This window comes from Actinoplanes sp. NPDC049118 (genome assembly GCF_040648555.1).
GTDB lineage: Bacteria > Actinomycetota > Actinomycetes > Mycobacteriales > Micromonosporaceae > Actinoplanes.
This window is the reverse complement of sequence record NZ_JBEZDY010000002.1, coordinates 407644-433664: the sequence shown is the minus strand read 5'-3', so window position 1 is coordinate 433664 and position 26021 is coordinate 407644. Positions and strand designations below refer to the sequence as shown.

The window sequence follows — 26021 nt, the reverse complement described above, 5'->3', positions numbered from 1 at the left end:
GGTCACGACTCGGTAAGGGGCCAGACCGCGACGGATGCATCGATGCGCCGGCAGACGAGCACCTCGGTGGTGGGCCGGCAGTCGCCGGAGACGAAGGTGGCCGAGCCCAGCACCCGCACGGCCAGCGTCGCCGGGTCGAGCAGCGCGTAGAAGACCACGTCGTCGGCGATCCGCTGGCGCAGGCCGACGACGGTGCCGTCGGCCCGGACCTCGCCGGCCGGACGCCACTGTCCGAAGTCGCCGTGCGGCACCCCGGTCTCCGGCTCGACGACGGTGAGCGGGTACCGCCCCTCCAGCCCCTCGTTGCGGTTGACCAGCAGGTAGCCGCCGGCCCGGTCGGCCGCGGTCCAGTGGTCGGCGGCCCAGCGCACCCGGCCGGTGACCGGGTCGAGCACCTGTACGCCGCCGCGGTACCCGAACACGCAGATGGCGACGCAGTCCTGAACCCAGCGGCCGGACAGGTCGACGCTGCTGTGCCAGCGCCGGCCCAGGTCGGCCATCGCGTACGCGGTGATCCCGCCCACGCCGCCCACCAGCACGAGATCGCCGGCGGGCCAGACGCCGACGCTGCGCCGCGACCACTCGGCCGGCGCGCGCACGTCGACCGCGGAGACCGGGGCGCCGGTGGTGGTGTCGCGTACCTCGAGGTGCCCGGCCGTGGTGGCGGTGATCAGCCGGTGCGGGAAGCCGGCGACGTACCCGGCCTCGGTCGTGTAGCCCTGCGCCGGCTGCTCGAAGGTCCACCGCGGGCGCCCGGTGGCCAGGTCGACGCCGTACCAGCGCGGGTCGCCGAGGTACGGGCGGTTCTCCCGCAGCAGGACCAGGCCGGCCCGCGGCGAGACGCTGAGCAGCCGGGCTGGCGCCCGCCAGAGGGCCCGGTCGGAGCCGGCCGCCAGGGCCACGGTGGCCTCCGCGCCGACGGTGTCGACCTGGTACGAGACCAGGACCGTGTCTCCCGCCGACGTGACCTGGAAGATCGCGCCGGTGACGGTGACGGTGGTGCGGGAGAGCAACCGCCCGGCGGGCAGCGCGTACGTGCTGACGATCTTGTTCTGCACGGCGACGCCGCGCGGCCCGGGTCCGGCGCTGACCAGGTACAGGCGGCTCTGCTCGACGAACATGTTGTCGCCGAGCCGGGCGGGCACGATGACCGGCGCGGCCGGGGCCGGGTACGCCGCCGCCCCGGTGAGAGTGGTCAACAGGGCGGCGGAGAGGGCGGCGAGGAAGGCCCGGAAGCGGTGCGGCCGGCGGCCCGGCCCGGCCGGGTCCGGCGGCCGTCCGTGCTGCTCACCCAGGTCGATCAGGACGTCACCCACGCCGTCATTGTGCGCCGGGGCGACGATGATCGGGCAGATCAGCCGCGGTACGCCCAGACCTCCAGGTGGTCCCGCGCCTGACAGGCGATGACCCCCGGAACGGGCTGGCACTGCTGGACGACGCCGGACAGCCGGCCGAGCGGCTGCACCGTGGCCCGGCCCGGCAGCAGCAGGCCGAAGGCGGTGCTCCCGTCCTTCTCCGGACGCCTCAGCACGTATGCGGAGCGGCCGTTGACCTGGTAGTACTCGCGCCACCCGGCCAGCTCGGCCCGGGTACGCCCGGTGTCGAGGCTGACGGTGCGCAGCGGGGTGCTCAGATTCCGCACCTCGAACGCCGCGCCGGTACCCAGCGACAGGACGTCGGTCCCGGTGACCCGCCAGCGGGGCGCCCCGGTACGGGGGTCGAGCACGGTGAGATCGTCGCGGCCCACCGAGCACGTCAGGCCGTAGCAGTTGGCGGAGTTGCCGGCCGGGTCGGACTGCTCGCGCCGCCAGCGCTCGTCGAGCGTGTCCGACGCGTACGCGATGACCCGGCCGCCCTCGCCGAAGACGCCGTAGTGGACCAGCACCATGCCGTCGGCGACCTCGCCCCTGGCCGGGCCCTGGCCGCCGACCCGGGGCACCGCCCGCTCGCGCAGTACCGCGCCGGTATGCGGCGACAGCAGGGAAAGTCTCTGCGCCGAGAGGACCACCAGGCCGGACCCGGGCGCGTCGGGCCACGCGGTGTACACGGAGCCGGGGACCGTGACGGACCAGAGCCGGCGGCCGCTGGCGAGTTCGACGCCGCGTAGCTCCGTGCTGAGCGCCGGCTCGGTGTGCAGCGAGCCGCCGTTCACGCCGTAGAGCCGGCCGGGATCGCCGGACTCCGGGTCGTACTCGGTGCCGGGCCGGAAGTTCTCCTGCCGGATCACGCCGACCCCGTCGGTGAGCCGCTGCACGCCGACGGCCGACGCCCAGCGGACCGCACCCGTGCGGGAGTCGCGCACCGTGACGCCGCGCCCCTCCTGCACGAGGACGAGGTCGGCGGTCGCGTCCCGGACGACGAACGGGTCCTCGTCCCCGGCGGCCGTGATGCTCCAGAGCCGGCGCACCGGGTCGGCCTGCCAGGCCGTGAGCACCCGCGGGACCGCCTCGAGATCCATGGTGTAGATCCGGTCGGCGGTCAGCTGGAAGTCGCCGCCGGCCGGCAGGGGCACCGCGCCGATGCGCCACCAGAGCGCCGACGAGGCCGGCGCGGCCCCGCCGAGCGCGAGCACCAGCAGGGCGGCGAGCGCCAGACCGAAGCGGCGATAGGAGTACGGGGGCGGCGGGGTGGCTGCTGCGGGCGGAACCGGCGTCTGCGGGCTCAGCTCGATCAGCGCCACACTCATCCCTTCCGTCGATACGACCAGACGACCAGGTCGCCGGAGGTGGAGCGGCAGACCAGCCGGCCGGGGGCGGCCTGACAGTCCCCGGTGCCCGCGGGCAGGTCGGCCAGCAGCTCGGGTCGCGCGTCGCCGGGACCGACGACCGCGACCATGGTACGGGCACCGGCGTCGACCAGCCTGGTCACGAGCATCCGGTCACCGCCGCCGGGTGCCGGGACGGGCCGCCAGCCGTGCAGGCCGGTCAGCACCGCACCGGTCGCCGGGTCGATCACGCCGACCGGATCGGTCTCGCCGGCCGCTGTCCCGTACGCGACGACCAGCCCGTTGCGCTGCTCGACGCTGCGCCACCCGGCCCTGAACCAGCGCTGCACGCCGGTGGACGGCTCGATCGCGCGGACGCCGTCGGGGCCGGTGAGACAGGCGAGTTCCCCGCACGGGGTCACGCCGAACGCGAAGCCGGCCGGCCGGGTCCAGCGCTGTTCGAGGGTGACCGGGTCGAAGGCGCTGACCATCCGGCCGCCGGGCGTCGGGTGGCGCAGCAGCAGGAACCGGCCGGTGACCACCGGGTTGTCCGGCCCGTAGTCGGCGGGCGGCAGCGGGGCCGTGGCGAGCAGGGCACCGGTGCCCAGGTCGTGCACGGCCGCGGTCCGGTCGTCGTGCATGAGCAGCATCCGCGACCGCTGCCCGGCCGGACCCGGGACGCCGAGCAGCACCGCGGTCGAGGGGACGTCCACCTGCCAGCGGGTGGTGCCGCCGACGGGGTCGACGGCGTCGACGGGCCCCTGCACCCGGCGGCCCGATCCGGAGATGCTGCGCACGCCGGACACGGCTAGCAGGGTGGTCGAGCCGGCGATCGTGACGACGTTGCCGGAACGCCGCCACTGCGCCGCGCCGCTGGCCAGGGAGAGGGCCGTGGTGCCGGGGTCGGCGCGGTCGGCGCTCCACGGGCGCAGCAGCACGAGGCCGCCGCCGGTGCGGAGCCGGTACGTGGGCGACGCCGACCCGGCCTCCCACCTCAGCCGGCCGTCGCTCAGCGCGTACGCGCTGAGGCGGCCGTAGGTCTGCGCGAGCAGGTCGCCGCCCTCGGTCAACACGAACGGGTCGCCCGGTCCTACGCGCAGGGTTAGCAGCGGCGACAGCGCCGGTGGCGGCGGCGCGGCCGACGCGGCGGACGACAGCAACACGAGCATGGCGATGATCATCGGGGCGAACCAGGCCGGCACGGTGGAACGCGCGGGCCGGGCGTATTCGTCCGGTTCGCCCCGGGCCAGGCCGAGGTCGATGACTACAGTCGCGCCGCCGAACGTCTCCGCCGCCATCCATCAAAGATAACGGATGGATAACGAAACGGCTTGTCGGCCATCAGCCCTGCGGCTGATGCTCCGCGGCGGGGTCCTCCAGCTGCGAGACCCACTCCGTCACGTCGCGGGCGATGTCCTGCGCCGTGAGGCCGAGCGCGGTCAGGATCTCGGCCCGGCTGCCGTGCGGGTGGAAGCCGGCCGGGACCCCGAAGTCGCGCAGCGGCACGGCCACGCCGGCGTCGCGCAGGGCGCTGGCCACCGCGTCGCCGACGCCGCCGGCCCGGATGCCGTCCTCGAGGGTCACCACGAGGCGGTGCCCCCGGCTCAGCGCGGCGAGCTCGATCGGGACCGGACGGACCCAGCGCGGGTCGACCACGGTCACGCCGTAGCCCTGCTCGGCGACCCGGTCGGCGACCTCCATGCCCAGCTTGGCGAAGGCACCCACCGCGACCAGCAGGATGTCCTTGCGGTCGTCCTCGCGCAGCACGTCGACCGGGCCGACCCGGCGGACCGCGGGCAGGTCCGCGGCGACCGAGCCGGTCGGGAAGCGCACGATGGTCGGGCCGTCGTCGACGGCGACCGCCTCGCGCAGCTCCTCGCGCAGGGTGGCCGCGTCGCGCGGGGCGGCGATCCGCAGCCCGGGCACCGCGCCGAAGACGCTCATGTCCCAGATGCCGTAGTGACTCGGGCCGTCGGGGCCGGTGATGCCGGCCCGGTCGAGCACGATCGTCAGCGGCAGCCCATGCATCGCCACGTCGAGCAGGACCTGGTCGAACGCGCGGTTGAGGAAGGTCGCGTACACCGCGACGACCGGGTGCAGGCCGCCCATCGCCAGGCCGGCCGCCGACGTGATGGCGTGCTGCTCGGCGATGCCGACGTCGTAGGTGCGCTCCGGGTATTTCTTCTGCAGCGCGGCGATGCCGGTCGGCTCCGCCATCGCGGCGGTGATGCCGACGACGTCGGGCCGCTCGTCGGCGATCGCGACGAGCTCCTCGGCGAAGACGTGGGTCCACTTGACGCTCGGCGCGGCGAGCAGCTTGCCGGTCTCGATGCTGAACGCGCTGCCGGGGCCGTGCAGGCAGTCCGCCTCGTCGTCCTCGGCCGGCCGGTAGCCGTAGCCCTTGCGGGTCACCGCGTGCACGATGACCGGGGCGTTGAAGCCCTTGGCCCGGCGCAGCGCGGACTCCATCGCCTGGATGTCGTGCCCGTCGACCGGGCCGATGTACTTGATGCCCAGGTCCTCGAACATCGGCTGCGGGCTGACCGCGTCCTTGATGCCCTTCTTGACCGCGTGCAGCACCTCGTAGACCGGCTTGCCGACCACCGGCGTCGAGCCGAGGGCGTCCTTGACCAGGTCGAGGACGCGCTCGTAGCCGGGGTTGAGGCGCAGCGTGGAGAGGTGGTCGGCCAGGCCGCCGATGGTCGGCGCGTAGGACCGGCCGTTGTCGTTGACGACGATGACCAGGCGGTTCTTCGCCGACGCGATGTTGTTGAGCGCCTCCCAGCACATGCCGCCGGTCAGGGCGCCGTCGCCGACGACCGCGACCGTGTGCCGGTCCTCGCCGCGCAGCGCGAAGGCCTTGGAGATGCCATCCGCGTAAGACAGGGCGGTGGAGGCGTGCGAGTTCTCGATCAGGTCGTGCTCGCTCTCGGCCTGGCTCGGGTATCCGGAGAGCCCGCCGCGCTGGCGCAGCCGCTCGAATCCGTCCTGCCGGCCGGTCACGATCTTGTGCACATATGCCTGGTGGCCGGTGTCGAAGAGAATCCGGTCGCGCGGCGAGTCGAAGACCCGGTGCAGCGCGAGGGTCGTCTCCACGACGCCGAGGTTGGGGCCGAGGTGGCCGCCGGTGCGGGACACCTTGGCGACCAGGAAGTCGCGGATCTCCGCTGCGAGCAGGGTGAGCTGATCGGGACCGAGGCTCTTGAGGTCGCCGGGAGTCTTGATGCCCGGGAGGATGCCGGCCGTCGTCTGATCACTGCGCTCGCTCATGAGGAGTCAGTCTATCGGCGGAACGCTCCCCCGCATCTGGCGCGAACGGATACAGAGACCTCCTCCACAAAATCTCCACACCCGCGCACATGTGTCCCAGGTCACCACCCGGGGTAGGGACAGGCCATGACCGTCGATGCATCGAAAGCGGGGCGCCGCGACCGCAGCCACTACCTCTACATCGCCGTCCTGATCGCCATGGCGCTCGGCATCGCGGTCGGTTTTCTCTTCCCGGAGGTCGGCAAGGCGCTGCGCCCGCTGGGCACCGGCTTCGTCGCCCTGATCCAAATGATGATCGCGCCGGTGATCTTCTGCACGATCGTGCTGGGCGTCGGCTCGATCCGCAAGGCCGCGCAGGTCGGCCGGGTCGGCGGCTTGGCCCTGGCCTACTTCCTGATCATGTCGACCGTGGCGCTGGCGATCGGCCTGGTGGTCGGCAACCTCCTACACCCGGGCGCCGGGCTGAACCTGGACGAGGAGCTCGCCGCCACCGGCGCCGCCCAGGTGAGCACGGAGGCGGAGTCGGGCGTCGACTTCGTGCTCGGCATCATCCCGGAGTCGCTGTTCGGCGCGATCGCCACCCAGGAGGTGCTGCAGACCCTGCTGGTCGCGCTGCTGGTGGGCTTCGCGGTGCAGTCGCTGGGCGAGAAGGGCGAGCCGGTCATCCGGGTGGTGGCGGTCCTGCAACGGCTGGTCTTCAAGATCCTTTCGATGATCATGTGGCTGGCGCCGCTCGGCGCGTTCGGCGCGATGGCCGCCGTGGTCGGCGCGACCGGCTTCGACGCGCTCAAGAGCCTCGCCGGGATCATGGTCGGCTTCTACGTCACCTGCGTGCTCTTCGTCTTCGTCGTCCTGGGCCTGCTGCTGCGCCTGGTGGCGCACATGTCGATCTTCAAGCTGTTCCGCTACCTGGCCCGCGAGTTCCTGCTGATCCTGTCCACCTCGTCGTCGGAGTCGGCGCTGCCGCGGCTGATCGCCAAGATGGGGCACCTGGGCGTGAGCCGCCCGGTCGTCGGCATCGTGGTGCCGACCGGCTACTCGTTCAACCTGGACGGCACGGCGATCTACCTGACCATGGCGTCGCTGTTCATCGCCGACGCCATGGACGACCCGCTGTCGGTCGGCGAGCAGATCTCCCTGCTGCTCTTCATGATCCTCGCATCCAAGGGCGCCGCGGGCGTGACGGGCGCGGGCCTGGCGACCCTGGCCGGCGGCCTGCAGAGCCACCGCCCGGAGCTGGTGCCCGGCGTGGGCCTGATCGTCGGCATCGACCGGCTGATGTCCGAGGCGCGGGCGCTGACCAACTTCTCCGGCAACGCGGTCGCGACCGTGCTGGTCGGCACCTGGACCGGGGAGATCGACCAGGAGCAGGCCCGGGCGGTGCTGTCCGGCGCGGCGCCGTTCGACGAGACCACCTACGACGACGATCCGCACGACGCACACCGGCCCGAACCCGAGCCGGAACCCGAACCCGAGCCGGCGCGCTAGCCCTCGGGCAGCAGAAGTGCGACGCACTCGATGTGCTGCGTCATCGGGAAGCAGTCGTACGCCCGCAGCTCGGCCAGCCGCCAGCCCTCGGCCGCGAAGGTCTGCACGTCGCGGGAGAGCGCCGCCGGGTCGCAGGCCACGTACGCCACCGCCCGGGGGCGCGCCGCCGCGATGGCCCGCACCACCTTGGCGCCCGCGCCCACCCGCGGCGGGTCCAGCACGACCAGATCCACCGGGGCGGTGATCCGGCGCCGGCTCAGCGCCACGTCCACCTTCGCCGCCACGACCTCGACGCCGGTCAGGTCGGCCAGGTTGCGCCGCGCCGCGGCCACCCCGCCCGGCGACGACTCGACCACCGTGGTGCGTGCGCCGGTCCGCATGTTCAGGGCCGCCGCGAAGAGGCCCGCGCCGCCGTACAGATCCCAGGAGATCTCGCCGGTGGCCGGCCGCAGCAGCTCCAGCACGGCCGTGACCAGGGTGTCGGCGGCGGCGGGGTGCACCTGCCAGAAACCCTCCGGCGGCAGGCGCCACTCCCGGCCCGCCGCGAGCTCACGAACCTCGGCGGGGCCGTCGACCAGCACGCGCGACCCGCTGTGGTCGTCGTCCACCAGCGGATCCCCGGCCGCCGGGTCCAGCGCCGGGGCGTCGGCCGGCCGGGCCAGGACGCTGACGTCGCCACCGGTCGACGCCACCACCTCCACCGCCGCCGCGTCGGGCCAGAGCCGGGCGGTCACGCCGAGCTCCTGCAGCTCCGGGCGGGCGATCAGGCAACGGTCCACCGGTACGACCTGGTGCGAGCGGTGCTGCAGCAGGCCGGGTCGCCCCGCGGCGTCGACCGCGTACCGGACCCGGGACCGCCAGCCGAGCGGGCCGCCGGGCAGCGGCTGCACCCGCACGTCCAGCTCGTCGATCCGCTCGGTGCTCAGGCCGCCCATCCGGCCGAGCAGCTCGCGCACGACGGCGGCCTTCCACCGCAGCTGGGCGTCCGGAGCCACGTGCTGAAGGTCGCAGCCGCCGCAGCCGCCGGGGTGCGCGAAGGCGCACGGCGCCGCCACCCGGTCGGGCGAGGCCTCGTGCACCTCGACCGCGTCCCCGCGCAGGTAGCCCTTGTGCAGCTCGGTCAGCTCGACCGTGACCCGCTCGCCCGGCAGCGCGTGCCGGACGAAGACCACCCGGCCGTGCGGCCCGCCGATGCGGGCCACGCAGTGTCCGCCGTGCGCCGGCGCGCCGACCGTCACCTCGACGCGGTCACCCTCGATCGGTTCGTCGGTCACTTCGGTTCTTCCTCGGCTTCTGCGGCCGGCTCCGGCCGGTGCGGCGCGGCGACCGCCGCGAACGGCGAGTCGGTCCGGCGGGTACGCGGGCCGCGGGCCGGCGCGCGGCTCAGGTCGCGGTCCAGGCGGTCGAGGTCGCGGTCCTGGCTGGACTGCAGCTGCCACGGCACGCTGGTGACCATCACGCCGGGCTCGAAGAGCAGCCGGCCCTTGATCCGCAGGGCGCTCTGGTTGTGCAGCAGGTGCTCCCACCAGCGGCCGACCACGTACTCGGGCACGAAGACCGTGACCACGTCGCGCGGCGAGCTGCGGCGCACGCTCTTCACGAAGTCGATGATCGGGCGGGTGATCTCCCGGTACGGCGAGTCGACGACCGTCAGCGACACCGGGATCTGGCGGCGCTCCCACTCGTCCTGGATCTTGCGGGTGTCCTTGTCGTCGACGTTCACCGTGACCGCCGTCAGCGTGTCCGGCCGGGTCGCCTGCGCGTACGCCAGGGCACGCAGCGTCGGCTTGTGCACCTTGCTGACCAACACCACGGCGTGGTTGCGCGAGGGCAGGATCGGTCGCTCCTCGCTCGGCTCCAGCTCCGCCGACACCCGGTTGTAGTGCTTGCGGATGCCCAGCATGAGCACGTAGATCACGAGCATCGCGGCGATCGCGATCCACGCGCCGAGCATGAACTTGGTGATCAGCACGACGATCAGCACCGCGCCGGTGAGCACCATGCCGAAGCCGTTGATCGCCCGGGACCGGAACATCCTGCGCCGCACGTCCGGGTCCCGCTGGGTCCTCAGCAGCCTGTTCCAGTGCCGCAGCATGCCGGCCTGCGACAGCGTGAACGACACGAACACGCCCACGATGTAGAGCTGGATCAGGCGGGTGACCTCGGCCTCGAACGCCACGATCAGCACCATCGCGGTGGCGGCCAGGAAGATGATGCCGTTGCTGAACGCCAGCCGGTCGCCGCGGGTGTGCAGCTGGCGCGGCAGGTAGCGGTCCTGGGCCAGGATCGAGCCCAGCACCGGGAAGCCGTTGAAGGCGGTGTTCGCCGCGAGGAACAGGATCAGGGCGGTGACCGCGCCGACCAGGTAGAGCAGGACCGAGCCGCTGCCGAAGACCGTCTCACCGAGCTGGGCGGTGACCGTCTTCTGCACGTAGTTCTCCGGGCCGCCGATGATCTGCGTCATCGGATCCTCGACGTACTGCAGGTGGGTCGCCTTGGCGAGCATGACGATGCCGACCAGCATCACGATCGCGGTGCCGCCGAGCAGCAGGAGCGTGGTGGCGGCGTTCCTGCTCTTCGGCGGCTTGAAGGCCGGCACGCCGTTGGAGATGGCCTCGACACCGGTCAGCGCGGCGCAGCCGGACGAGAACGTCCGCAACAGCAGGAAGGCGAAGGCGAAGCTGGTCAGATGGTGTTCCTCGGCATCGATGACGATGTCCGCGCTGGGCGCGCGCAGGTCCTGGCCGAGGACGAAGACGCGCACCAGGCCGGTGATGATCATCCCGACGATGACGACGATGAACAGGTAGGTCGGCACGGCGAACGCCGTGCCGGACTCCCGCAGGCCGCGCAGGTTGAGGGCGGTCAGAATCCCGATCGCGGCCAGCGCGATGCCGATCTTGTGCTCGGCCACGAACGGCACCACCGAGCCCAGGTTGGAGACGCCCGCGCTGACCGACACCGCCACGGTGAGGATGTAGTCGACCAGCAGGGCACTGGCCACCGCGACGCCGAAGCGCGGGCCCAGGTTGACGGTCGCGACCTCGTAGTCGCCGCCGCCCGAGGGGTAGGCGTGCACGTTCTGCCGGTAGCTGGCCACGACGGTGACCATCACGACCGCGACCGCCAGCGTCACCCAGGGCGCGAAGACGAACGCGCCCGCCCCCGCGATGGAGAGCGTCAGCAGGATCTCGTCGGGCGCGTACGCGACGCTGGACAGCGCGTCCGAGGCGAAGACGGGCAGCGCGATGCGCTTCGGCAGCAGGGTGTGCTGGAGCCGGTCGGAGCGGAAGGGCCGACCGAGGAGCAGCCGCTTCGCGAGGGACGTCGAACTTGCCACAAGCGCCAAGGGTACGGGCGCGCCCGCCACGCCGCCGGGCGCCCCGGCCACCGCCACTCGCGATCGCATGGCACGCTCTGCTAGGTACGCATCCAGCGGGAAGGGCGCAAAACCTTGCACGTGGTGATCATGGGCTGCGGTCGGCTCGGCTCGACGCTGGCCCACAAGCTCGACGCCCGCGGCCACTCGGTCGCGGTGATCGACCAGAACGCCGACGCCTTCCGCAGGCTGGGGGCGGAGTACGGCGGCGTCACCGTCACCGGGATCGGCTTCGACCGCGACGTGCTGCGGTCGGCCGGCATCGAGCGGGCGGACGCCTTCGCGGCGGTGTCTAGCGGCGACAACTCGAACATCATCTCGGCCCGGCTGGCCCGGGAGACGTTCGGGGTGTCGCGCGTCGTCGCCCGCATCTACGACGCCAAGCGGGCCCAGGTCTACGAGCGGCTCGGCATCCCGACGGTCGCGACGATCCGCTGGGCCGCCGACCGGATGGTGCGCCACCTGGTGCCGGAGGGCACCGTCGAGGTCTTCCGGGACCCGACCAGCTCGGTGTCGATCGTCGAGGCGCCGCTGCACCGCGACTGGGTCGGGCAGACCCTCAGGTCGCTGGAGGACGCCACCGGCGCCCGGGTCGCGTACCTGATGCGCTTCGGCATCGGCTCGCTGGCCACGCCGTCCACCGTGCTGCAGGACGGTGACCAGGTCTTCATGCTGGTCACCGACGACATCGTCAACGACGTGCTGGGCGGCGCGGCGAGCGCCGCGAGCGCCGGGCTGGGAGGCCACTGACATGCGGATCGCCATCGCGGGCGCCGGCAACGTCGGTCGCTCGATCGCCCAGGAACTGATCGGCAACGGCCACCAGGTGATGCTGATCGAGCGCCAGCCGCGCCAGCTGCGCCCGGAGCGGGTGCCGGAGGCCGAGTGGGTGCTGGCCGACGCCTGCGAGCTGAGCAGCCTCGAGGAGGCCGACGTGGCCGGCTGCGACGTGGTCGTGGCCGCGACCGGCGACGACAAGGCCAACCTGGTCTGCTCGCTGCTGGCCAAGACGGAGTTCGCGGTCAACCGGGTGGTCGCCCGGGTGAACCGCGCCGAGAACGAGTGGCTCTTCACCGAGCAGTGGGGCGTCGACGTATCGGTCAGCAAGCCACGCCTGATGGCCGCGCTGGTCGAGGAGGCGGTCACCGTCGGCGACCTGGTCCGGATCATGACGTTCCGGCAGGGCGAGGCGAACCTGGTGGAGATCACCCTGCCGCCGACCGCGCCCTACGTCGGCAAGCCGATCCGTTCGGTGCCGATGCCGCGCGACTCCGCGCTGGTGGCCATCGTGCGCGGCAAGCGGGTGCTCGTGCCGACGCCCGACGACCCCCTGGAGGCCGGCGACGAGCTGATCTTCGTCTGCACCACCGAGGTCGAGGACGCGATCCGCACGGTGATGCTGGGCGCCGCCCGCGATAACGGCGAGGCCAGAACCTAGGCCTTGGCCTCTTCGAGCTCCTCGTCCTCGGCCCGGTCGGCCGAGGTCACCCGGTGCACGGCCCAGGCGGTGTACGCGAACGTCGCGGCGTAGATGGGCCAGCTGATCAGGATCCGCACGATGCCGATGGCGTTCGCCTCGTCCGCCAGCCAGAGCCAGCCCTGCACGCCCGCCCGGACGAACAGCGATGCCGCCCAGACCAGGGTCAGCCACTGGAACGTACGGAAGAGCCGGGCGTTGTCGAACCAGTCGTGCTTGCCGCCGTTGGCCAGCACGCCCCAGACGTACCCGATGATCGGCCGGCGTACCGCGACCGACGCGACCAGGACGACCACCTGGCCGAGGGTCAGCAGGATGCCCGGCAGGTAGAAGTTCTTCGCGTCGCCGGTGCGCCAGGCCAGGAACGCGCCGATCGCGACGCCGAGGACGCCGTTGACCGCGTGCCGGACCGACTGCTTGCGGGCCAACCGGTACACGCCGATGGCCACCGCCGAGCCGAGGCTGCCGCCGATCGCCCAGTACAGCGCCGTCTTCTTGCCCAGGTCCAGGAAGGTCTCCCCGAGCAGCACGTTGAGCAGCACGAAGGCGAGCACCGGGATGCTCGACTCGATGAGCCCGCGCACCCCGCCGAGCTGCTCGGAGATCTGCTCGCTCATCGAGGGGAACGGCTCTTCGTCGGGCTGCCCCTCCGGCTCCTTGACCGGGTGGAGCTCGAGCTCCTCGACGAACTCCTCGGCGACCCTCTCCTCGACGGTTTCGTGCGCGACGTGACGGGGCTCGCTGCCGGGTGTCACCGGGGCGCCTCCAGCTCGTAGTACGGGTTGTAGATGACCTTGCGGTCGTCGCGCAGGGCGATCCGGCCGCGGGCGGTGAGCTGACGACCCGGTTCGATGCCGACGATGGAGCGGCGGCCCAGGAAGACGAGCGTGACCACGTCACTGCCGTCGTAGAGGTCGGCTTCGAGCGTCGGCAGGTTGGTGCGGGGAGTGTACGCCACCGTGCGCAGCCGTCCGGACACGGAGACGACCTCGCCGCGGTGGCACTGACCGGCCGGAACGGCGCCGCACTTGGCGCTGTCGCGCTGCAGCTCCTGCGCGCTCAGCTCCTCCTCGGAGGCGGTCAGCCGTTCGAAGAACCGGCGCAGGCCGGTAGTGCGCTCATCGGTCGACATGGCCTCGGTGCCACCTTCCTCGGCAAGCCGTGGAATACGCCGGCGGGGGCTCCGGCGAACGACACACAGTGTGGGCCGGTGTCGTCCGTCCACGGTACGCCGGAACAGCCACCGGTGACGTACCTCACCGGCGGCCGCCGTGATCAGTGCGCGTGGCGCCCGTTGGCCCGCGGCGGCTGCGCGTCCGGCACCTCGTGCTCGTGGTCGTGCCCGGCGTGCTGCGCCTCCGCCTGCTCGGCCATCTCCCGGGGCAGCCGCAGCGGCAGCGCCTCGCGGACCGGCCGGGCCTCGTCGTCGCGGACCACCACGAGACCCCGCAGGCACTCGCCGAGCACGCCCTCCTGGCTCGGCTGGGCGGCCGCCTGGCCCTGGAAGAGCGCGCGGACCATCCAGCGGGGCCCGTCGATGCCGACGAACCGGACGTCCGCCGGCCCCTCGGGCGTGTCGACCCGCGCGGCCAGCTCGACGCCGTAAGGCCCGTCGAACTCCTGCGGCGCGGCGCCGTCGGACTTCATCGCCGTGGCGATCTCGGCCCGCACCTCGTCCCAGATGCCCTCGCTGCGGGGCGCGGCGAAGACGCCGAGCTGCAGCGCGCTGTTGCCGTGCACCAGCACGATCTGCTCGACGCCGCCGTCCGGGTTCGCCTGGACCCGGACCTCGACACCCTCGACCGCCGGGATCAGCAGGCTCCCGAGGTCGAGTCGCTGCACCCCGGCGGGCGCCTGCGAGCTGTCGTACGGGCCGAACTCGGGCGCCGGGCCGTCGCCCATGCTCTTGGCGAGCGCCGCCGACTGGGGTGCGTCGTCCGGGCGCACGTGCTTCGGACCGCCGCGCTTGCGGGAGAACATCTGCGTTGCCACCTTCTTCGATCTAGAGCTGCTTCTGCTGCGCCGGCAGGGCGACGTGTCCGCCGGTCGAGCCGTGCCCGCCAGCACCGCGCGCGGTGTCGGAGAGCTCGTCGACCACCTGGAAGGCGGCCCGCTCGACCCGCTGCACGACCAGCTGGGCGATGCGGTCACCCCGGCAGATCTTCGCGGTGCCGGCCGGGTCGTGATTGACCAGGTTCACCAGGATCTCGCCACGGTAACCGGCGTCGACCGTACCGGGCGCGTTGAGGACGGTCACGCCGAGGCGCACGGCCAGCCCGGACCGGGGGTGCACGAGGCCCACGTAGCCCTCCGGGAGGGCGATCGCGATGCCCGTGCGCACCAGCCGCCGCTCGCCCGGTGCCAGCTCGACGTCCTCGGCGGCGACCAGGTCGGCGCCCGCGTCGCCCGGGTGGGCGTAGGCCGGCAACGGCAGGTCGGGGTCGAGCCGGCGGAGCTGCACGGCCACGGTCTCGGTCACGATCGTCGTCCTCACGTTTCTCGTCGGCGGGCGGCACCCACCCTGCCATCCTGCCGTGGCCGCAAGTGGAGGCGCGCCGTACCGTAACCAGGGTGACAGCCGAGCCCTCCGCACGCACCACCGCGCCCCAACGCCCGGTGTACGCCGAGCGCCTGCGCATCCCGTGGTTCGCGTGGCCGGCCGGGCCCGCGGTGGCCGCCCTGCTCGCCGCCGAGATCTGGATGGGCGGCACCGGGCTGCGCGCGTGGGTGCCGTTCGCGGTCCTGCTGCCGGTGGCGCTGCTGTTGCTGTGGCGCACGGACCGGATCCGGGTCGCGGTGACGCAGACGGAGTTCCAGGTCGACGACGCCCGGCTGCCGCTGGACGTGATCGCCGACGTCGTGCCGCTCGACGCCGACGGCAAGCGCGAGGTGCTCGGCGTCGGCTCGCACCCGCTGGCGTTCGTGGTACAGCGCCCGTGGATCAAGGGCGCGGTGCAGGTGCTGCTCGACGACCCGGCCGACCCGACGCCGTTCTGGGTGGTCAGCACCCGGCACCCGGTCGAGCTGGCGACCGCCCTGCTGCGCGCTAGGAGCTGATCTCCCGGCGCTCGGCGTCGATGACCGCCGGGCCCTTGCGGCGCAGGTCCTTGATGATCTGCTCGCCCAGGCGCAGGGTCGCGCGCCGGTTCAGGTAGCTCGCCACGGCCGCGCCCGTGAGCAGCGGTCCCAGCGTGGTCAGATTGCGCCCGAAGCGGCGCAGCAGCGTGCCCTGCAGCTCCCGGCGGGCGGTGGTGCCGAGCACCGTGGCGACGCCGATGCCGGGCACGAACGGGTTGACGCCGCGCTGGCCGGCCCAGGACTGGATGAGCGCGGAGGCGCGCTGAACGGCGCTGCCGGCGACCGGCCGGCCGTAGACCTCGTGCAGCTCGCCGACGAGCTTGAGCTCGATGCTGACCACGGCCACAGTCTCGGCGGCCAGCAGGACCGGCACGGAGAGCAGGGTCGGTGTCGCGGCCCACTCGAGCGAGGCCACTCCGCCGCCGGCGGCGCCGACCCCGGCGGCCGCGAGGGCGGCGTTGCGGACGAGGCGCTCGGCGAGCGCGTCGCCGTCCAGGCCGTCGTGGTGGCGGCGCAGGGTGGCCAGATCGCGGACCGGGACGTGCGGCGCGATCTCCGCGACCGTCTCGGTCATCCAGCGCATGGCGGACCCGGGCCGGAACAGCCGGCCCAGCCCGCGCCGGCGTACGTCGCCGACGAGCCGGGCGAGCAGGTGCCGGCGCTTGGCGGGCTCGAGATCGTCGGCGGACAGGGCGGCCACGGTGGCGCCGATGCCGGAGCCGGCGGCGGCACCGTCGGCCGTCTCGGCGGGACCGACCTTGATGAGCTCACGCCCCGGGTCTGCGGACCGTGCCGAGTCGTCATCTGGGCGGCTCATCGTCGACCTCCCCGTATCCACTGTCGGATCTCTGCGATACCCGGTCGGGTTGGTACCCAGTTAAGACGACCCGTCAAACGGGCCACCGGGATCAGGGGTCGGTGCGTAACCCGACCGTCGGCGACGGCCGGGGGTCCTGCTCGCGAGCGCGCCGGTCAGGCGCACTCGCGGCAGATCAGTTCCCCGTTGCGCTCGACCGCGAGCTGGCTGCGGTGATGCACGAGGAAACAACGGGCGCAGCGGAACTCGTCGGTCTGCATCGGCAGCACCTTGACGGTCAGTTCCTCGTCGGCCAGGTCAGCACCGGGGAGCTCGAAGCTCTCCGCCACCTCGACCTCGTCGACGTCCACTGCGCCCGACTGCGAGTCGGCGCGGCGGGCCTTGAGCTCCTCGAGGCTGTCCTCGCCGAGGTCGACCTCGTCGCGACGCGGAGCGTCGTAGTCGGTGGCCATCGGTTTTCACTCTCCTGTATCGATGTGTCACTTGGCGTAAGTAACGCCCGCGACGACGTTTCGGTTCCCGGTTCCGGCGGACTTTTCTCCCGGGCCTGAACGGCTGGGATCACCTGTCCGCCGAGGTGCCCCATTCCCCTTGTGAAACTGCCCCGGCAAACGCGGCACCTTACCGCCCTCGCGCGTGGCTTGTACGCGCGCGGGCGGCCAATTGTTCCCGATGTGACTGAGGCGACATCAAAGTAGGGGTATGAGCGCGTGGATCATCGTCGGCGCGCCGGGAGCATTCCCTCTTTCCGCAGGCTTGGCGGGTAGACGCTAACCTCACCGCATACCCCGTCCGGTACTGGACGGTGGCCGATCGAGCTGACCCCGGGAGCCAGTTCCATGAGCTTTGCCCGCGTCCGAGCACTCGTTGTGGTCGGCGTGCTCGCCGTGGCCGCGGTGGTCTTCGTCGTCGTGGCCCTGGTCCGCGACACGCAGGGCGACGCCGTCACCGGTGGTGGCTGCCCCGACGGTTCGGTGATGGCCAACGTGACCCTCCCGGACGACCCCGAGCAGGTCACGGTCAAGGTCTTCAACGGCACCGACACCGCGGGCCTGGCCGACAGCGTCACCAACGAGTTCAAGAACCGGCGCTTCAAGGCGCAGAAGCCGGCCGAGAACAAAAAGAAGTTCGACGGCGTCGCGGTCATGCGGTACGGCCCCGAGGCGGTCGGCTCGGCGTGGCTGCTGCGGGCGTACTTCCTGAACCAGGCCGACGTGCAGTACGACGCCAAGCGCAAGGGCGCGATCGTCGACATCGTCGTCGGCAGCGACTTCCAGCAGCTCGCCACCACCACCGAGGTCAACCAGTCGCTGGTCGAGCTCGGCGAGCCCGAGCTGCCGGTCGGCGCGTGTGTCGCGCCCAAGAAAGACACCTGAGGGGCTACGGACCACCGGCGGCGTCCAGCTCCACCAGCGCGTCGTGCAGGGCCTTGAAGAGCGCCGGCGGGGCCGCCACCAGCATGTCCCCGCCCGCGGCGGCGCCGCCGAGCCCGGAGACCCGCAGGCCGGCCTCGGCGGCGATGAGGCCGCCCGCGGCGTGGTCCCACGGGTTCAGCCCCTTCTCGAAGTACGCGTCCACGCTGCCCTCCGCCGCCAGGCAGAGGTCGATCGCGGCCGCGCCGAGGCGCCGGATGTCACGCACCCGGGTGATCAGCCCGGCCAGCACCGCGCCCTGGTGGGCGCGCCGGGCCGGGTCGTACCCGAATCCGGTGGCGAGCAGCGTCTGGTCGAGGCCGGTACGCACCGAGCCGGTCAGCCGCCGGCCGTCGCGCCAGGCGCCCCCGCCGAGGGTGGCCGTCCACTCGTCGCCGGTGGCCGCATTGCGCACCACGCCGGCCACCACGACGCCGTCCACCTCGGCGGCGAGCGAGACCGCGTACTGGGGCAGGCCGTAGAGGTAGTTCACGGTGCCGTCGATGGGGTCCAGGATCCACCGGACGGCACCGGCGGAGGCGGAGGCGCCGTACTCCTCGCCCAGCACGCCGTCGCCCGGGCGCTCGGCGGCCAGCGCGTCGACCACCTGCCGCTCGACCGCGCGGTCGGCCGCCGTCACCACGTCGGTGTCGGTGCTCTTGGTCCGCACGTCGGTGATCGCCTCGGCGCGCATCCGCCGGGCGGTGCCGGCCGCCTCCCGCGCGATCCGCACGGCGATCCCGAGCAACACGTCCGGTGTCGATGCCCCGGATTCCACAGTCACGATGACCGTCCTCTCAGCCGTTATCATTCTCCCGGCATGCACCTTCATCGAGCCGGGCGACCCCCTCGGCAGCACCCGCGGCGTGCCGGTGGCGTGCTGCGGCGGGAGGATCTCGCCGGACGGCGCTACAATTCACCCCTGCCCACGCTTCACGGACAGCCGCCAGCGGGCCCGTCCGCGTCCCGAGGGCTCCCACACCACACCGGCCAGCCTCGTTCCGCCGCGCGCTGCGCTGGGCACACGGCCGTGTTTCATCGCCCTCCGGAAGGTCATTCGTGACAGAAGCCCACCAGACCGGTGCCGACGTTCGCTCTCTCACCGAGGCCCTGATCGCCCATGCTCAGGGTGCGGGCGGGCAGATCACGTCAGCCGAGGTCGTGCAGACGGTCGAGTCCGCCGAGGTGACGCCGGCCCAGGCCAAGAAGATCCTCCGTGCCCTCGTGGACGCGGGAGTCACGGTCGTCGTCGACGGATCGGCGAGCACCCGCCGCCGGGTCTCCGCCGCCCGCGCCGCGACGCCCGCCTCCAAGGCCACCACGGCCAAGGCGACCCGGCCTCCGGCGGCGAAGAAGGCCGCACCGGCACCCAAGCAGACCGGAGCGGACGACGACGCGCCTGCGGCGCCGCCCGCCGCCAAGAAGGCCGCTCCCGCCCGGAAGGCCGCCGCACCGCGCAAGGCGGCCGCCGGCACCGCGGCGAAGGCGGCTCCGGCGAAGGCCGCGAAGCCCGGCGAGGCGCCCGCCGAGGGCGAGGAGATCGATCCCGAGGAGCTCGCCGCCGCGATCGAGGACGTCGTCGTGGAGGAGCCGGCCGCCCTCGTGCAGGCCGCCGCCACCGACGCGGCCGCGACCGCGACCGATGGCGACTTCGAGTGGGACGACGAGGAGTCGGAGGCGCTCAAGCAGGCGCGCCGCGACGCCGAGCTGACCGCGTCCGCCGACTCGGTCCGCGCCTACCTGAAGCAGATCGGCAAGGTTCCGCTGCTGAACGCGGAGCAGGAGGTCGAGCTCGCCAAGCGGATCGAGGCGGGGCTCTACGCGGCCGAGCGGCTGCGCGCCTGCGACGACGGCGAGGAGAAGCTCGACCGCACGTTCGAGCGCGACCTGCGCTGGATCGGCCGGGACGGCGAGCGGGCCAAGAACCACCTGCTCGAGGCCAACCTGCGGCTGGTCGTCTCGCTGGCCAAGCGCTACACGGGCCGCGGCATGGCCTTCCTGGACCTGATCCAGGAGGGCAACCTGGGCCTGATCCGCGCCGTCGAGAAGTTCGACTACACCAAGGGCTACAAGTTCTCCACGTACGCCACCTGGTGGATCCGCCAGGCCATCACCCGCGCCATGGCCGACCAGGCCCGCACCATCCGCATCCCGGTGCACATGGTGGAGGTCATCAACAAGCTCGGCCGCATACAGCGTGAGCTGCTCCAGGACCTGGGCCGCGAGCCCACCCCGGAAGAGCTGGCCAAAGAGATGGACATCACCCCGGAGAAGGTCCTCGAGATCCAGCAGTACGCCCGGGAGCCCATCTCGCTGGACCAGACCATCGGCGACGAGGGCGACAGCCAGCTCGGCGACTTCATCGAGGACTCCGAGGCGGTCGTCGCGGTCGACGCGGTCTCGTTCTCGCTGCTGCAGGACCAGCTCCAGCAGGTGTTGCAGACGCTCTCCGAGCGCGAGGCCGGCGTGGTCCGGCTGCGCTTCGGTCTGACCGACGGCCAGCCGCGCACGCTGGACGAGATCGGCCAGGTCTACGGCGTCACCCGTGAGCGCATCCGGCAGATCGAGTCGAAGACGATGTCGAAGTTGCGACACCCGTCCCGCTCGCAGGTTCTCCGCGATTACCTGGACTGAGGGGTTCGTTGCAGGCACGGACAGCTTGATCAATACTGGATGACGACCCATTCAGTCAACAGTCCGTGCCTGTTTGGTCACCAGCCGTACATCGTTCGGTGGTGAACAGACCGTAGTGCAGAAGTGATCGTTGACGTGGCACCCTTGGAGCACGGCACACTAGCCCGACCACGTGTGACTTGGGTCCCCCCGGGGCACAGTGGGAAGGCTGCAACGGCCAAAGGTGTTGCACGATGGGTGAGCAGTAGCCGAGGAACATGTTCATCGGTGACGACCAGAGGAGGAAGGCGATGACCCCGACTCTCACGCCGCCGGCGGGAACGGTGGCCGGAACAGCAGCCGATGAACGGTGCGACCGCTGCAATGCAGCCGGAAAGCTCCGTTTGACCCTGGCTGGTGGCAGCGAGCTGGTGTTCTGCGGACACCACGCCAACAGGTACGCCGAGGACCTGGTGAAGATCACGGTTCAGTACGTGGCGGACCCTGAGTTCGTTTGGCGCGGCGCGGACATGATGTCTAACTCCAACTAATCCCCTCAGCAACCAAAAGGGGCGTTCCGCGCGGGACGCCCCTTTTTTGTGTGCCTGGACGCCCCGGCCGGTAGGTCAGAGCGTCTGGATGGTGGCGATGCGCTCCTCGAGCTGCTCGATCGTCGCCTGTGCGCTGGGCGGGCCGCCGCAGAGGCGGCGGAGCTCCGCGTGAATCTTTCCGTGCGGCAGGTCGGTCCGGTGGTGGTGCGCCGCCACGAGCGTGTTCAGCCGGCGGCGGAGGCTGTTGCGGCGCTCCCCCGCGCTCAGCACGACCGCCGGCTCGGGCTCGGCCGAAACCGGCTCAGCGGCCTTCTGCCGCTTCTGGGCGGCCATCTGCTCACTCTGCCGCCGGTTCAGCAGAACGACGACCTGGTCGGGCGTCAGGAGGCCCGGAAGGCCCAGGTATTCCTCCTCCTCGGGCGTGCCCGTGCGGGCACCCGTGCCGAACGAGGTGCCGTCGAAGATCACCTGGTCCAGTTCGGCGGTGGCCGAGAGCGCCTCGAAGCGCTTGTCCAGCTCGCCCTCGGCGTCCTCCGCGCGCTGCGCCCGCTCGAGCAGGTCGTCGTCGAGACCGTCCGGATCCTTCGGGGCGCCGAGGATGTGGTCGCGCTCGGCCTCCATCTCGCTGGCGAGGCCCAGCAGGTGCGGCACGCTCGGCACGAACACCGTCGCCGTCTCGCCGGTGCGCCGGGCGCGGACGAAGCGGCCGATCGCCTGCGCGAAGTAGAGCGGGGTCGAGGCGCTGGTCGCGTAGACGCCGACGGCAAGGCGGGGGATGTCGACGCCCTCCGAGACCATCCGGACCGCGACCATCCAGCGCTGCTCCGAGAGCGCGAACGAGGCGATCCGGGCCGACGCGCCCTGGTCGTCGGAGAGGACCACCACGGCCGGCTCGCCGCTGATCTCGCCGATCAGCTTCGCGTACGCCCGGGCGGTCTGCTGGTCGCTCGCGATGACCAGGCCGCCCGCGTCGGTCATGCCGTGCTCGCGCAGCCGGGAGAGCCGCGCGTCGGCCGCCCTGAGCACCTGCGGCATCCAGTCGCCGCGGTGGTCCAGGGCCGTGCGCCAGGCCTGCGCGACCAGGTCCTTGGTCATCGGCTCGCCGAGGCGGGCGGCGAGCTCGTCGCCCGCGCTGGTGCGCCACCGGGTCTCGCCGGAGTAGGCCAGGAAGATGACCGGGCGCACGACGCCGTCGCGCAGCGCGTCCGAGTAGCCGTAGACCGAGTCGGAGCGGGAGCGCTGCAGGCCGTCCTGGCCGCGCTCGTAGGCGACGAACGGGATCGGGTTGTCGTCGGACCGGAACGGGGTGCCGGTGAGCATCAGCCGGCGCTCGGCCTCCTCGAACGCCGACTTCACGCCGTCGCCCCAGGTGCGGGAGTCGCCGGCATGGTGGATCTCGTCGAGGACGACCATCGTCGGGCGGGTCATCGTGCGCCGCCGGTGCACCGCCGGCGCCATGCCCACCTGCGCGTACGTCAGCACGGCGCCGTGGAAGTCGCTGGACGAGTGCACGTCCGAGTTGCGGAACGACGGGTCGAGCTGGATGCCGACCCGGGCCGCCGCCTGCGCCCACTGGGTCTTCAGGTGCTCGGTCGGGCAGACCACGGTGATCGCCTCGACCGTGCCGTCGGCGAGCAGCTCCGCCGCGATGCGCAGCGCGAAGGTGGTCTTGCCGGCGCCGGGGGTCGCCACCGCCATGAAGTCGGTGCTGCGCCGGCGCAGATACTCGACGAGCGCCTTGCGCTGCCAGGCGCGCAGCGCGGGGAAGGTCTCCAGGTTCGGCAGAGGCGGACTCAAGCTGCGACGATCCTCTCGACTCACACAAATGCCCCCGCGCAACAGCCGCAGAGGCGGGACCCAGCATAGCGGCGGGCTACGACATCCGTCGGCTATGGCGCCGCGACCGGGGCCGACCACCGCCGGTACAGCGCGAGCAGGCGCACGCCCGTCATCGCGGCCGCCGCGGCCGCCATCGGGACCCGTCCGGCCATGTCGAGCCAGGTCAGCGCGGTGACGACGGCCGCACCACCGAGGGCGACCACCGCGTAGATGTCGCGCTGCAGCACGACCGGAATGTCACCGGTGAGCAGATCGCGGGCGAGACCGCCGCCGATGGCTGTGAGCATTCCCACCAGGCAGGAACCGACCGGCGGCACCCCGGCGTCCAGCGCCTTCAGGGTGCCGGTGACGGTGAACAGGCCCAGCCCGGCCGCGTCGAGCAGCAGGACGGCGCGCCGCAGCCGGTTGAACTGCGGGTGGAGGTAGAAGACCGCCACCGACACGCACACCGCCGTCACGGGGTAACGCCAGTCGGAGAAGGCGAGCGGCGGCACCGAGCCGATCACGAGATCGCGCAGGATCCCGCCGCCGAGCGCCGCCACGAAGCCGACGAAGCCCACGCCGAACAGGTCGAGGCGCTTCGCGACGGCGGCGCTGGCGCCGGAGGCCGCGAAGGCGGCCACACCGATCAGGTCCGCGGCCAGCAGGCTGTAGCTGCCGGTCACGAGGAGTACCCGGGGATCAGTGCTTCATCGACTCGTAGATCTCCTTGCACTGCGGGCACACGGGAGAGCCCGGCTTCGGCGACTTGGTCACGGGGAACTTCTCCCCGCACAGAGCGATCACGAAGGTGCCCATTACGGCACTCTCGGCGATCTTCTCCTTGCGCACGTAGTGGAACATCTCGGGACCGGTGTCTGCGTCCTTGGTCTCCGGACGCTCCAGAATCTGCGTGCTCACGGCATCTGCCCTTCATGAGTCTCAAGACTGTGCCCAACAAAGCTGGGGTCGACCCGCGTGCCCCCCGGTCAGCGCGGAAGAAGCTCCAACCCACAAGTCTGACACCTCCCGCCTGGTCGGTCCAACGACAACGGATCAGCACGGCACCGTACCGTTGCCATCGTGACCGATTCCACGCGGCAGATGGGCCGCTTCGCCATCCGTTACGGCGACCACGTGACACGGGCGCGCCGCGACGGCCGTCCGGTGGTGGCGCTGGAGAGCACGATCGTCTCGCACGGCCTGCCCCGGCCCGACAACCTGCGGGTCGCCCGCGAGATCGAGCAGACCGTACGCGACAACGGCGCGGTTCCCGCCACCATCGGGATGATCGGCGGCGAGCTGATCGTCGGCCTCGAGGACCCGCAGATCGAGCAGCTGGCCGGCGCCGACGGTGTGGCCAAACTCTCCGTCCGCGATCTCGCCGTCGCGGCGGCAACCGGCGTGGACGGGGCCACCACCGTCGCCGCCACCAGCGCGATCGCGGCGGCGGCCGGCATCGGCGTCTTCGCCACCGGCGGCCTCGGCGGCGTGCACCGCGACGCCAACGCGACCTTCGACGAGTCGAACGACCTGACCACGCTGGCCCGTACCCCGATCGTCGTGGTCTGCGCCGGCGTCAAGTCGATCCTCGACGTCGGCGCGACGCTGGAGCGGCTGGAGACCCTCGGCGTCTCCGTCGCCGGCTACGGCACCTACCGCTTCCCGGGCTTCTTCGTCACCGACGGCGGCTTCGACGTCGACTGGAAGCTCGACTCGCCGGACCAGGTCGCCGACGTGATCGCCGCCCGCGAGGAGCAGAACGTCGGCGCCGGCGCGCTGGTGCTCGGCAACCCGCTGCCCACCGACGAGCAGCTCGACCCGGAGGTGCACGACCGCACGCTCGCCGAGGGCCTGGAGCTGCTGGCCCGCGACGGCATCACCGGCAAGGCCGTCACGCCGTTCCTGCTGGCGCACTTCCACGGCAGCACGCACGGCCGCAGCCTGGAGGTCAACGTCCGGATCATCCTGCGCAACGCGGCCCTGGCCGCCCGGATCGCGGCGGCCGCGACCCCGGCGCCCGCCGCCCTCGGCTTCGCCCTGCCCGGATGACCGTCCTGGTCGTCGGCGACCTGGTGACCGACGTGCTCGTCACGCACGCCGGCACCCTCGCCGTGGGCTCGGACACCCCCGCCCGGATCACCGTCGGCGGAGGCGGGCAGGCGGCGAACACGGCCGCCTGGCTCGCCCGGGCCGGTGCCGGCGTGACGCTTGTCGCCGCCGTCGGCGGCGACCACGCCGGCCGGGAGCGGATCGCCGAGCTGGTCGCGCTCGGCGTCCGCTGCACGGTGCGCGCGCACGCCGGGGCGGTGACCGGCAGCGTCGTCGTGCTGAGCTCGGCACACGAGCGCACGATGATCACCGACCGGGGCGCGGCGCTGCTGCTGGACCCGGCGGACGTCACGGCCGCGGTCAAGGCCGCGCCGGGCGCGACCCACCTGCACCTGTCCGGCTATCCCCTGCTGCACGCCGGCTCGCGGGCGGCGGGCCGGGCCGCGCTGGCCGCGGCCGCCGAGCGCGGCCTGACTACCAGCGTCGACGTGGCCTCCGCCGAGCCGCTGCGGCGGCTGGGCGCCGAGGCCTTCCTCGACCTGGTACGCGGTACGGACCTGCTGCTGTGCAACTCCGACGAGGCGGAGGTGCTCGCGGGCCCCGGAACCGCGCGGGAGCAGGCGGCGCACCTGACCGCGTACGCCCGCAACGTGGTCGTCAAGCTCGGGTCGGACGGTGCCGTCTGGGGCGGCCGGGACGGGGTGATGCGGTCGATCGCCGCTGCCCACGTACCGGCGCTGGATCCGACCGGGGCCGGCGACGCCTTCGCGGCCGGCCTGCTCACCTCGTGGTGTTCCGGCGCGGAGCCGGACGCCGCGCTCGCCGCCGGCGCCGCACTCGGCGCGGCCGCCGTGCAGATACTCGGCGCCCGCCCGGCCCTCTGAGGCGGCTAGGGCTCGACGTCGATCGTGCGGTGCTCCGTCTGTTCGGCGGACTCGGACCCGAGGACCCGCTGCGGGTTGACCGCGGGGGCCGCCGCCGGGTTCGCCCTGCTCTTGGGCGGGCGGTCGTTGGCGATCAACACCGCCGCCCAGGGCAGGAAGACCATGGCCGCGGCGCAGAGGATCAGCCAGAGCGGCAGCAGGGGCGGTTTCACGCTGATCAGGACCGCGCCCAGGATCAGGCAGCCGGCGCGCACGCTCATCATGGTCACGTAGCGGATCTGGCGGCTGCGGAGCTGGTCGCTCTGGCTGCGGGCGGCGTCGGTGATCAACACCGGCCGCTCCGGCTGCTTCTTCACCCTGGCTCTCCGATCGACCTGCCCATCCTCGCACTGCGGTCGCGCCGCTACCACCGGCGACCCGCACCGGCGACCGCCTGGATCTCCGCCACGCGCCGGAACACCTTCAGAAACGGGCCACG

General features: G+C 72.5%; 26 protein-coding genes. 9 read left to right on the top strand and 17 right to left on the bottom strand.

Translation table 11 applies throughout. The features are described from left to right. Positions 1-2 precede the first annotated feature (2 nt). From AB0B58_RS04495 to dxs, 4 genes are read right to left on the bottom strand one after another with little or no spacing between them, the layout of a single operon-like run. Positions 3-1316 carry a hypothetical protein gene (locus AB0B58_RS04495; protein WP_360217299.1) on the bottom strand — a complete coding sequence of 438 codons (1314 nt, stop codon included), beginning with the start codon at positions 1314-1316 and terminating at the stop codon, positions 3-5. Positions 1317-1354: 38 nt separating this feature from the next. After that, complete coding sequence (locus tag AB0B58_RS04490; RefSeq protein ID WP_360217296.1) at positions 1355-2686, bottom strand: PQQ-binding-like beta-propeller repeat protein; 1332 nt, start codon at positions 2684-2686, stop codon at positions 1355-1357. Then, positions 2683-4002 carry a PQQ-binding-like beta-propeller repeat protein gene (locus AB0B58_RS04485; protein WP_360217293.1) on the bottom strand — a complete coding sequence of 440 codons (1320 nt, stop codon included), beginning with the start codon at positions 4000-4002 and terminating at the stop codon, positions 2683-2685. Before AB0B58_RS04485 ends, AB0B58_RS04490 begins: the two co-directional genes overlap by 4 nt. Before the next feature lie 43 nt (positions 4003-4045). Further along, complete coding sequence (dxs, locus tag AB0B58_RS04480; RefSeq protein WP_360217290.1) at positions 4046-5974, bottom strand: 1-deoxy-D-xylulose-5-phosphate synthase; 1929 nt, start codon at positions 5972-5974, stop codon at positions 4046-4048. 126 nt (positions 5975-6100) lie between these two features. Between dxs and AB0B58_RS04475 the strand changes: the two genes are divergently transcribed. Then, a complete protein-coding gene (locus AB0B58_RS04475) occupies positions 6101-7462 on the top strand; it encodes a cation:dicarboxylate symporter family transporter (protein WP_360217287.1) in 1362 nt (453 codons plus the stop codon). Here AB0B58_RS04475 and AB0B58_RS04470 read toward each other — a convergent pair. Then, positions 7459-8736 (bottom strand): TRAM domain-containing protein, encoded by a 1278-nt coding sequence (locus AB0B58_RS04470; protein WP_360217284.1) that lies wholly within the window; start codon positions 8734-8736, stop codon positions 7459-7461. The two genes, AB0B58_RS04475 and AB0B58_RS04470, sit on opposite strands and share 4 nt — an antisense overlap. After that, the gene (locus AB0B58_RS04465) at positions 8733-10802 is read right to left on the bottom strand and encodes an APC family permease (protein WP_360217281.1); all 2070 of its coding nucleotides are present in this window, start codon (positions 10800-10802) and stop codon (positions 8733-8735) included. Before AB0B58_RS04465 ends, AB0B58_RS04470 begins: the two co-directional genes overlap by 4 nt. Before the next feature lie 114 nt (positions 10803-10916). Between AB0B58_RS04465 and AB0B58_RS04460 the strand changes: the two genes are divergently transcribed. Together AB0B58_RS04460 and AB0B58_RS04455 are read left to right on the top strand one after the other, a co-directional pair. Then, a complete protein-coding gene (locus AB0B58_RS04460) occupies positions 10917-11591 on the top strand; it encodes a TrkA family potassium uptake protein (RefSeq protein WP_360217278.1) in 675 nt (224 codons plus the stop codon). 1 nt (position 11592) lies between these two features. Continuing rightward, positions 11593-12279: a TrkA family potassium uptake protein gene (locus AB0B58_RS04455; protein ID WP_360217275.1), complete on the top strand. Its 687-nt coding sequence runs from the start codon at positions 11593-11595 to the stop codon at positions 12277-12279. Here the strand turns inward: AB0B58_RS04455 and AB0B58_RS04450 are convergent. From AB0B58_RS04450 to dut, 4 genes are all read right to left on the bottom strand, one after another. Further along, entirely contained in the window at positions 12276-13073 is a 798-nt protein-coding gene (locus tag AB0B58_RS04450; protein WP_360217272.1) for a DUF3159 domain-containing protein, read from the bottom strand. The two genes, AB0B58_RS04455 and AB0B58_RS04450, sit on opposite strands and share 4 nt — an antisense overlap. Further along, on the bottom strand, positions 13070-13450 hold the full coding sequence (locus AB0B58_RS04445) for an OB-fold nucleic acid binding domain-containing protein (protein ID WP_354722231.1): 381 nt from the start codon (positions 13448-13450) through the stop codon (positions 13070-13072). Before AB0B58_RS04445 ends, AB0B58_RS04450 begins: the two co-directional genes overlap by 4 nt. Positions 13451-13593: 143 nt before the next feature. Next, positions 13594-14298 (bottom strand): DUF3710 domain-containing protein, encoded by a 705-nt coding sequence (locus AB0B58_RS04440; RefSeq protein WP_360217526.1) that lies wholly within the window; start codon positions 14296-14298, stop codon positions 13594-13596. Between the two features lie 22 nt (positions 14299-14320). After that, a complete protein-coding gene (gene dut / locus AB0B58_RS04435) occupies positions 14321-14797 on the bottom strand; it encodes a dUTP diphosphatase (RefSeq protein ID WP_360217267.1) in 477 nt (158 codons plus the stop codon). A 92-nt stretch (positions 14798-14889) separates the two neighbouring features. Here dut and AB0B58_RS04430 point away from each other — a divergent pair, with 92 nt between their 5' ends. Continuing rightward, the gene (locus AB0B58_RS04430) at positions 14890-15375 is read left to right on the top strand and encodes a DUF3093 domain-containing protein (RefSeq protein ID WP_360217264.1); all 486 of its coding nucleotides are present in this window, start codon (positions 14890-14892) and stop codon (positions 15373-15375) included. Here the strand turns inward: AB0B58_RS04430 and AB0B58_RS04425 are convergent. Both AB0B58_RS04425 and AB0B58_RS04420 read right to left on the bottom strand, forming a co-directional pair. After that, positions 15365-16213, bottom strand: a complete 849-nt coding sequence (locus AB0B58_RS04425; protein WP_360217261.1) for a hypothetical protein — start codon at positions 16211-16213, stop codon at positions 15365-15367. The genes AB0B58_RS04430 and AB0B58_RS04425 overlap by 11 nt on opposite strands. A gap of 155 nt (positions 16214-16368) precedes the next feature. Continuing rightward, positions 16369-16665 carry a DUF4193 domain-containing protein gene (locus AB0B58_RS04420; RefSeq protein ID WP_023561654.1) on the bottom strand — a complete coding sequence of 99 codons (297 nt, stop codon included), beginning with the start codon at positions 16663-16665 and terminating at the stop codon, positions 16369-16371. A gap of 387 nt (positions 16666-17052) precedes the next feature. On the opposite strand from AB0B58_RS04420, the gene AB0B58_RS04415 reads away from it, so the two are divergent. After that, complete coding sequence (locus tag AB0B58_RS04415) at positions 17053-17589, top strand: LytR C-terminal domain-containing protein (RefSeq protein ID WP_360217258.1); 537 nt, start codon at positions 17053-17055, stop codon at positions 17587-17589. 4 nt (positions 17590-17593) lie between these two features. Here the strand turns inward: AB0B58_RS04415 and AB0B58_RS04410 are convergent, their stop codons facing one another. Continuing rightward, positions 17594-18403, bottom strand: a complete 810-nt coding sequence (locus AB0B58_RS04410) for an inositol monophosphatase family protein (RefSeq protein WP_360217523.1) — start codon at positions 18401-18403, stop codon at positions 17594-17596. Between the two features lie 281 nt (positions 18404-18684). Between AB0B58_RS04410 and AB0B58_RS04405 the strand changes: the two genes are divergently transcribed. Together AB0B58_RS04405 and AB0B58_RS04400 are read left to right on the top strand one after the other, a co-directional pair. Further along, the gene (locus tag AB0B58_RS04405) at positions 18685-20259 is read left to right on the top strand and encodes an RNA polymerase sigma factor (RefSeq protein WP_360217255.1); all 1575 of its coding nucleotides are present in this window, start codon (positions 18685-18687) and stop codon (positions 20257-20259) included. Positions 20260-20549: 290 nt separating this feature from the next. Continuing rightward, positions 20550-20789 (top strand): hypothetical protein, encoded by a 240-nt coding sequence (locus AB0B58_RS04400; protein WP_360217520.1) that lies wholly within the window; start codon positions 20550-20552, stop codon positions 20787-20789. 75 nt (positions 20790-20864) lie between these two features. Here AB0B58_RS04400 and AB0B58_RS04395 read toward each other — a convergent pair whose 3' ends face one another. The 3 genes from AB0B58_RS04395 to AB0B58_RS04385 all read right to left on the bottom strand — a co-directional run bounded on the left by AB0B58_RS04395 (position 20865) and on the right by AB0B58_RS04385 (position 23528). Continuing rightward, complete coding sequence (locus AB0B58_RS04395; protein WP_360217251.1) at positions 20865-22586, bottom strand: DEAD/DEAH box helicase; 1722 nt, start codon at positions 22584-22586, stop codon at positions 20865-20867. 92 nt (positions 22587-22678) lie between these two features. After that, on the bottom strand, positions 22679-23293 hold the full coding sequence (locus AB0B58_RS04390) for a TRIC cation channel family protein (protein WP_360217248.1): 615 nt from the start codon (positions 23291-23293) through the stop codon (positions 22679-22681). Between the two features lie 16 nt (positions 23294-23309). Further along, the gene (locus AB0B58_RS04385; RefSeq protein ID WP_203765641.1) at positions 23310-23528 is read right to left on the bottom strand and encodes a DUF3039 domain-containing protein; all 219 of its coding nucleotides are present in this window, start codon (positions 23526-23528) and stop codon (positions 23310-23312) included. Between the two features lie 183 nt (positions 23529-23711). Between AB0B58_RS04385 and AB0B58_RS04380 the strand changes: the two genes are divergently transcribed. Continuing rightward, a complete protein-coding gene (locus tag AB0B58_RS04380) occupies positions 23712-24659 on the top strand; it encodes a pseudouridine-5'-phosphate glycosidase (protein ID WP_360217517.1) in 948 nt (315 codons plus the stop codon). Continuing rightward, complete coding sequence (locus tag AB0B58_RS04375) at positions 24656-25543, top strand: PfkB family carbohydrate kinase (protein ID WP_360217243.1); 888 nt, start codon at positions 24656-24658, stop codon at positions 25541-25543. The genes AB0B58_RS04380 and AB0B58_RS04375 overlap by 4 nt, the downstream gene beginning before the upstream one ends. Positions 25544-25548: 5 nt before the next feature. On the opposite strand, the gene AB0B58_RS04370 is transcribed toward AB0B58_RS04375, so the two are convergent. Continuing rightward, the gene (locus AB0B58_RS04370; protein WP_360217240.1) at positions 25549-25899 is read right to left on the bottom strand and encodes a DUF3099 domain-containing protein; all 351 of its coding nucleotides are present in this window, start codon (positions 25897-25899) and stop codon (positions 25549-25551) included. Positions 25900-26021 lie beyond the last annotated feature (122 nt).

Excerpts from the sequence above, each read along its gene's own strand:
- AB0B58_RS04490 (WP_360217296.1), bottom strand. The coding sequence starts at position 2,686 with ATGAGTGTGGCGCTGATCGAGCTGAGCCCGCAGACGCCGGTTCCGCCC.
- AB0B58_RS04485 (WP_360217293.1), bottom strand. The coding sequence starts at position 4,002 with ATGGCGGCGGAGACGTTCGGCGGCGCGACTGTAGTCATCGACCTCGGC.
- dxs (WP_360217290.1), bottom strand. The coding sequence starts at position 5,974 with ATGAGCGAGCGCAGTGATCAGACGACGGCCGGCATCCTCCCGGGCATC.
- AB0B58_RS04475 (WP_360217287.1), top strand. The coding sequence starts at position 6,101 with ATGACCGTCGATGCATCGAAAGCGGGGCGCCGCGACCGCAGCCACTAC.
- AB0B58_RS04455 (WP_360217275.1), top strand. The coding sequence starts at position 11,593 with ATGCGGATCGCCATCGCGGGCGCCGGCAACGTCGGTCGCTCGATCGCC.
- AB0B58_RS04445 (WP_354722231.1), bottom strand. The coding sequence starts at position 13,450 with ATGTCGACCGATGAGCGCACTACCGGCCTGCGCCGGTTCTTCGAACGG.
- AB0B58_RS04440 (WP_360217526.1), bottom strand. The coding sequence starts at position 14,298 with ATGTTCTCCCGCAAGCGCGGCGGTCCGAAGCACGTGCGCCCGGACGAC.
- AB0B58_RS04425 (WP_360217261.1), bottom strand. The coding sequence starts at position 16,213 with ATGAGCCGCCCAGATGACGACTCGGCACGGTCCGCAGACCCGGGGCGT.
- AB0B58_RS04420 (WP_023561654.1), bottom strand. The coding sequence starts at position 16,665 with ATGGCCACCGACTACGACGCTCCGCGTCGCGACGAGGTCGACCTCGGC.
- AB0B58_RS04415 (WP_360217258.1), top strand. The coding sequence starts at position 17,053 with ATGAGCTTTGCCCGCGTCCGAGCACTCGTTGTGGTCGGCGTGCTCGCC.
- AB0B58_RS04400 (WP_360217520.1), top strand. The coding sequence starts at position 20,550 with ATGACCCCGACTCTCACGCCGCCGGCGGGAACGGTGGCCGGAACAGCA.
- AB0B58_RS04380 (WP_360217517.1), top strand. The coding sequence starts at position 23,712 with ATGGGCCGCTTCGCCATCCGTTACGGCGACCACGTGACACGGGCGCGC.
- AB0B58_RS04375 (WP_360217243.1), top strand. The coding sequence starts at position 24,656 with ATGACCGTCCTGGTCGTCGGCGACCTGGTGACCGACGTGCTCGTCACG.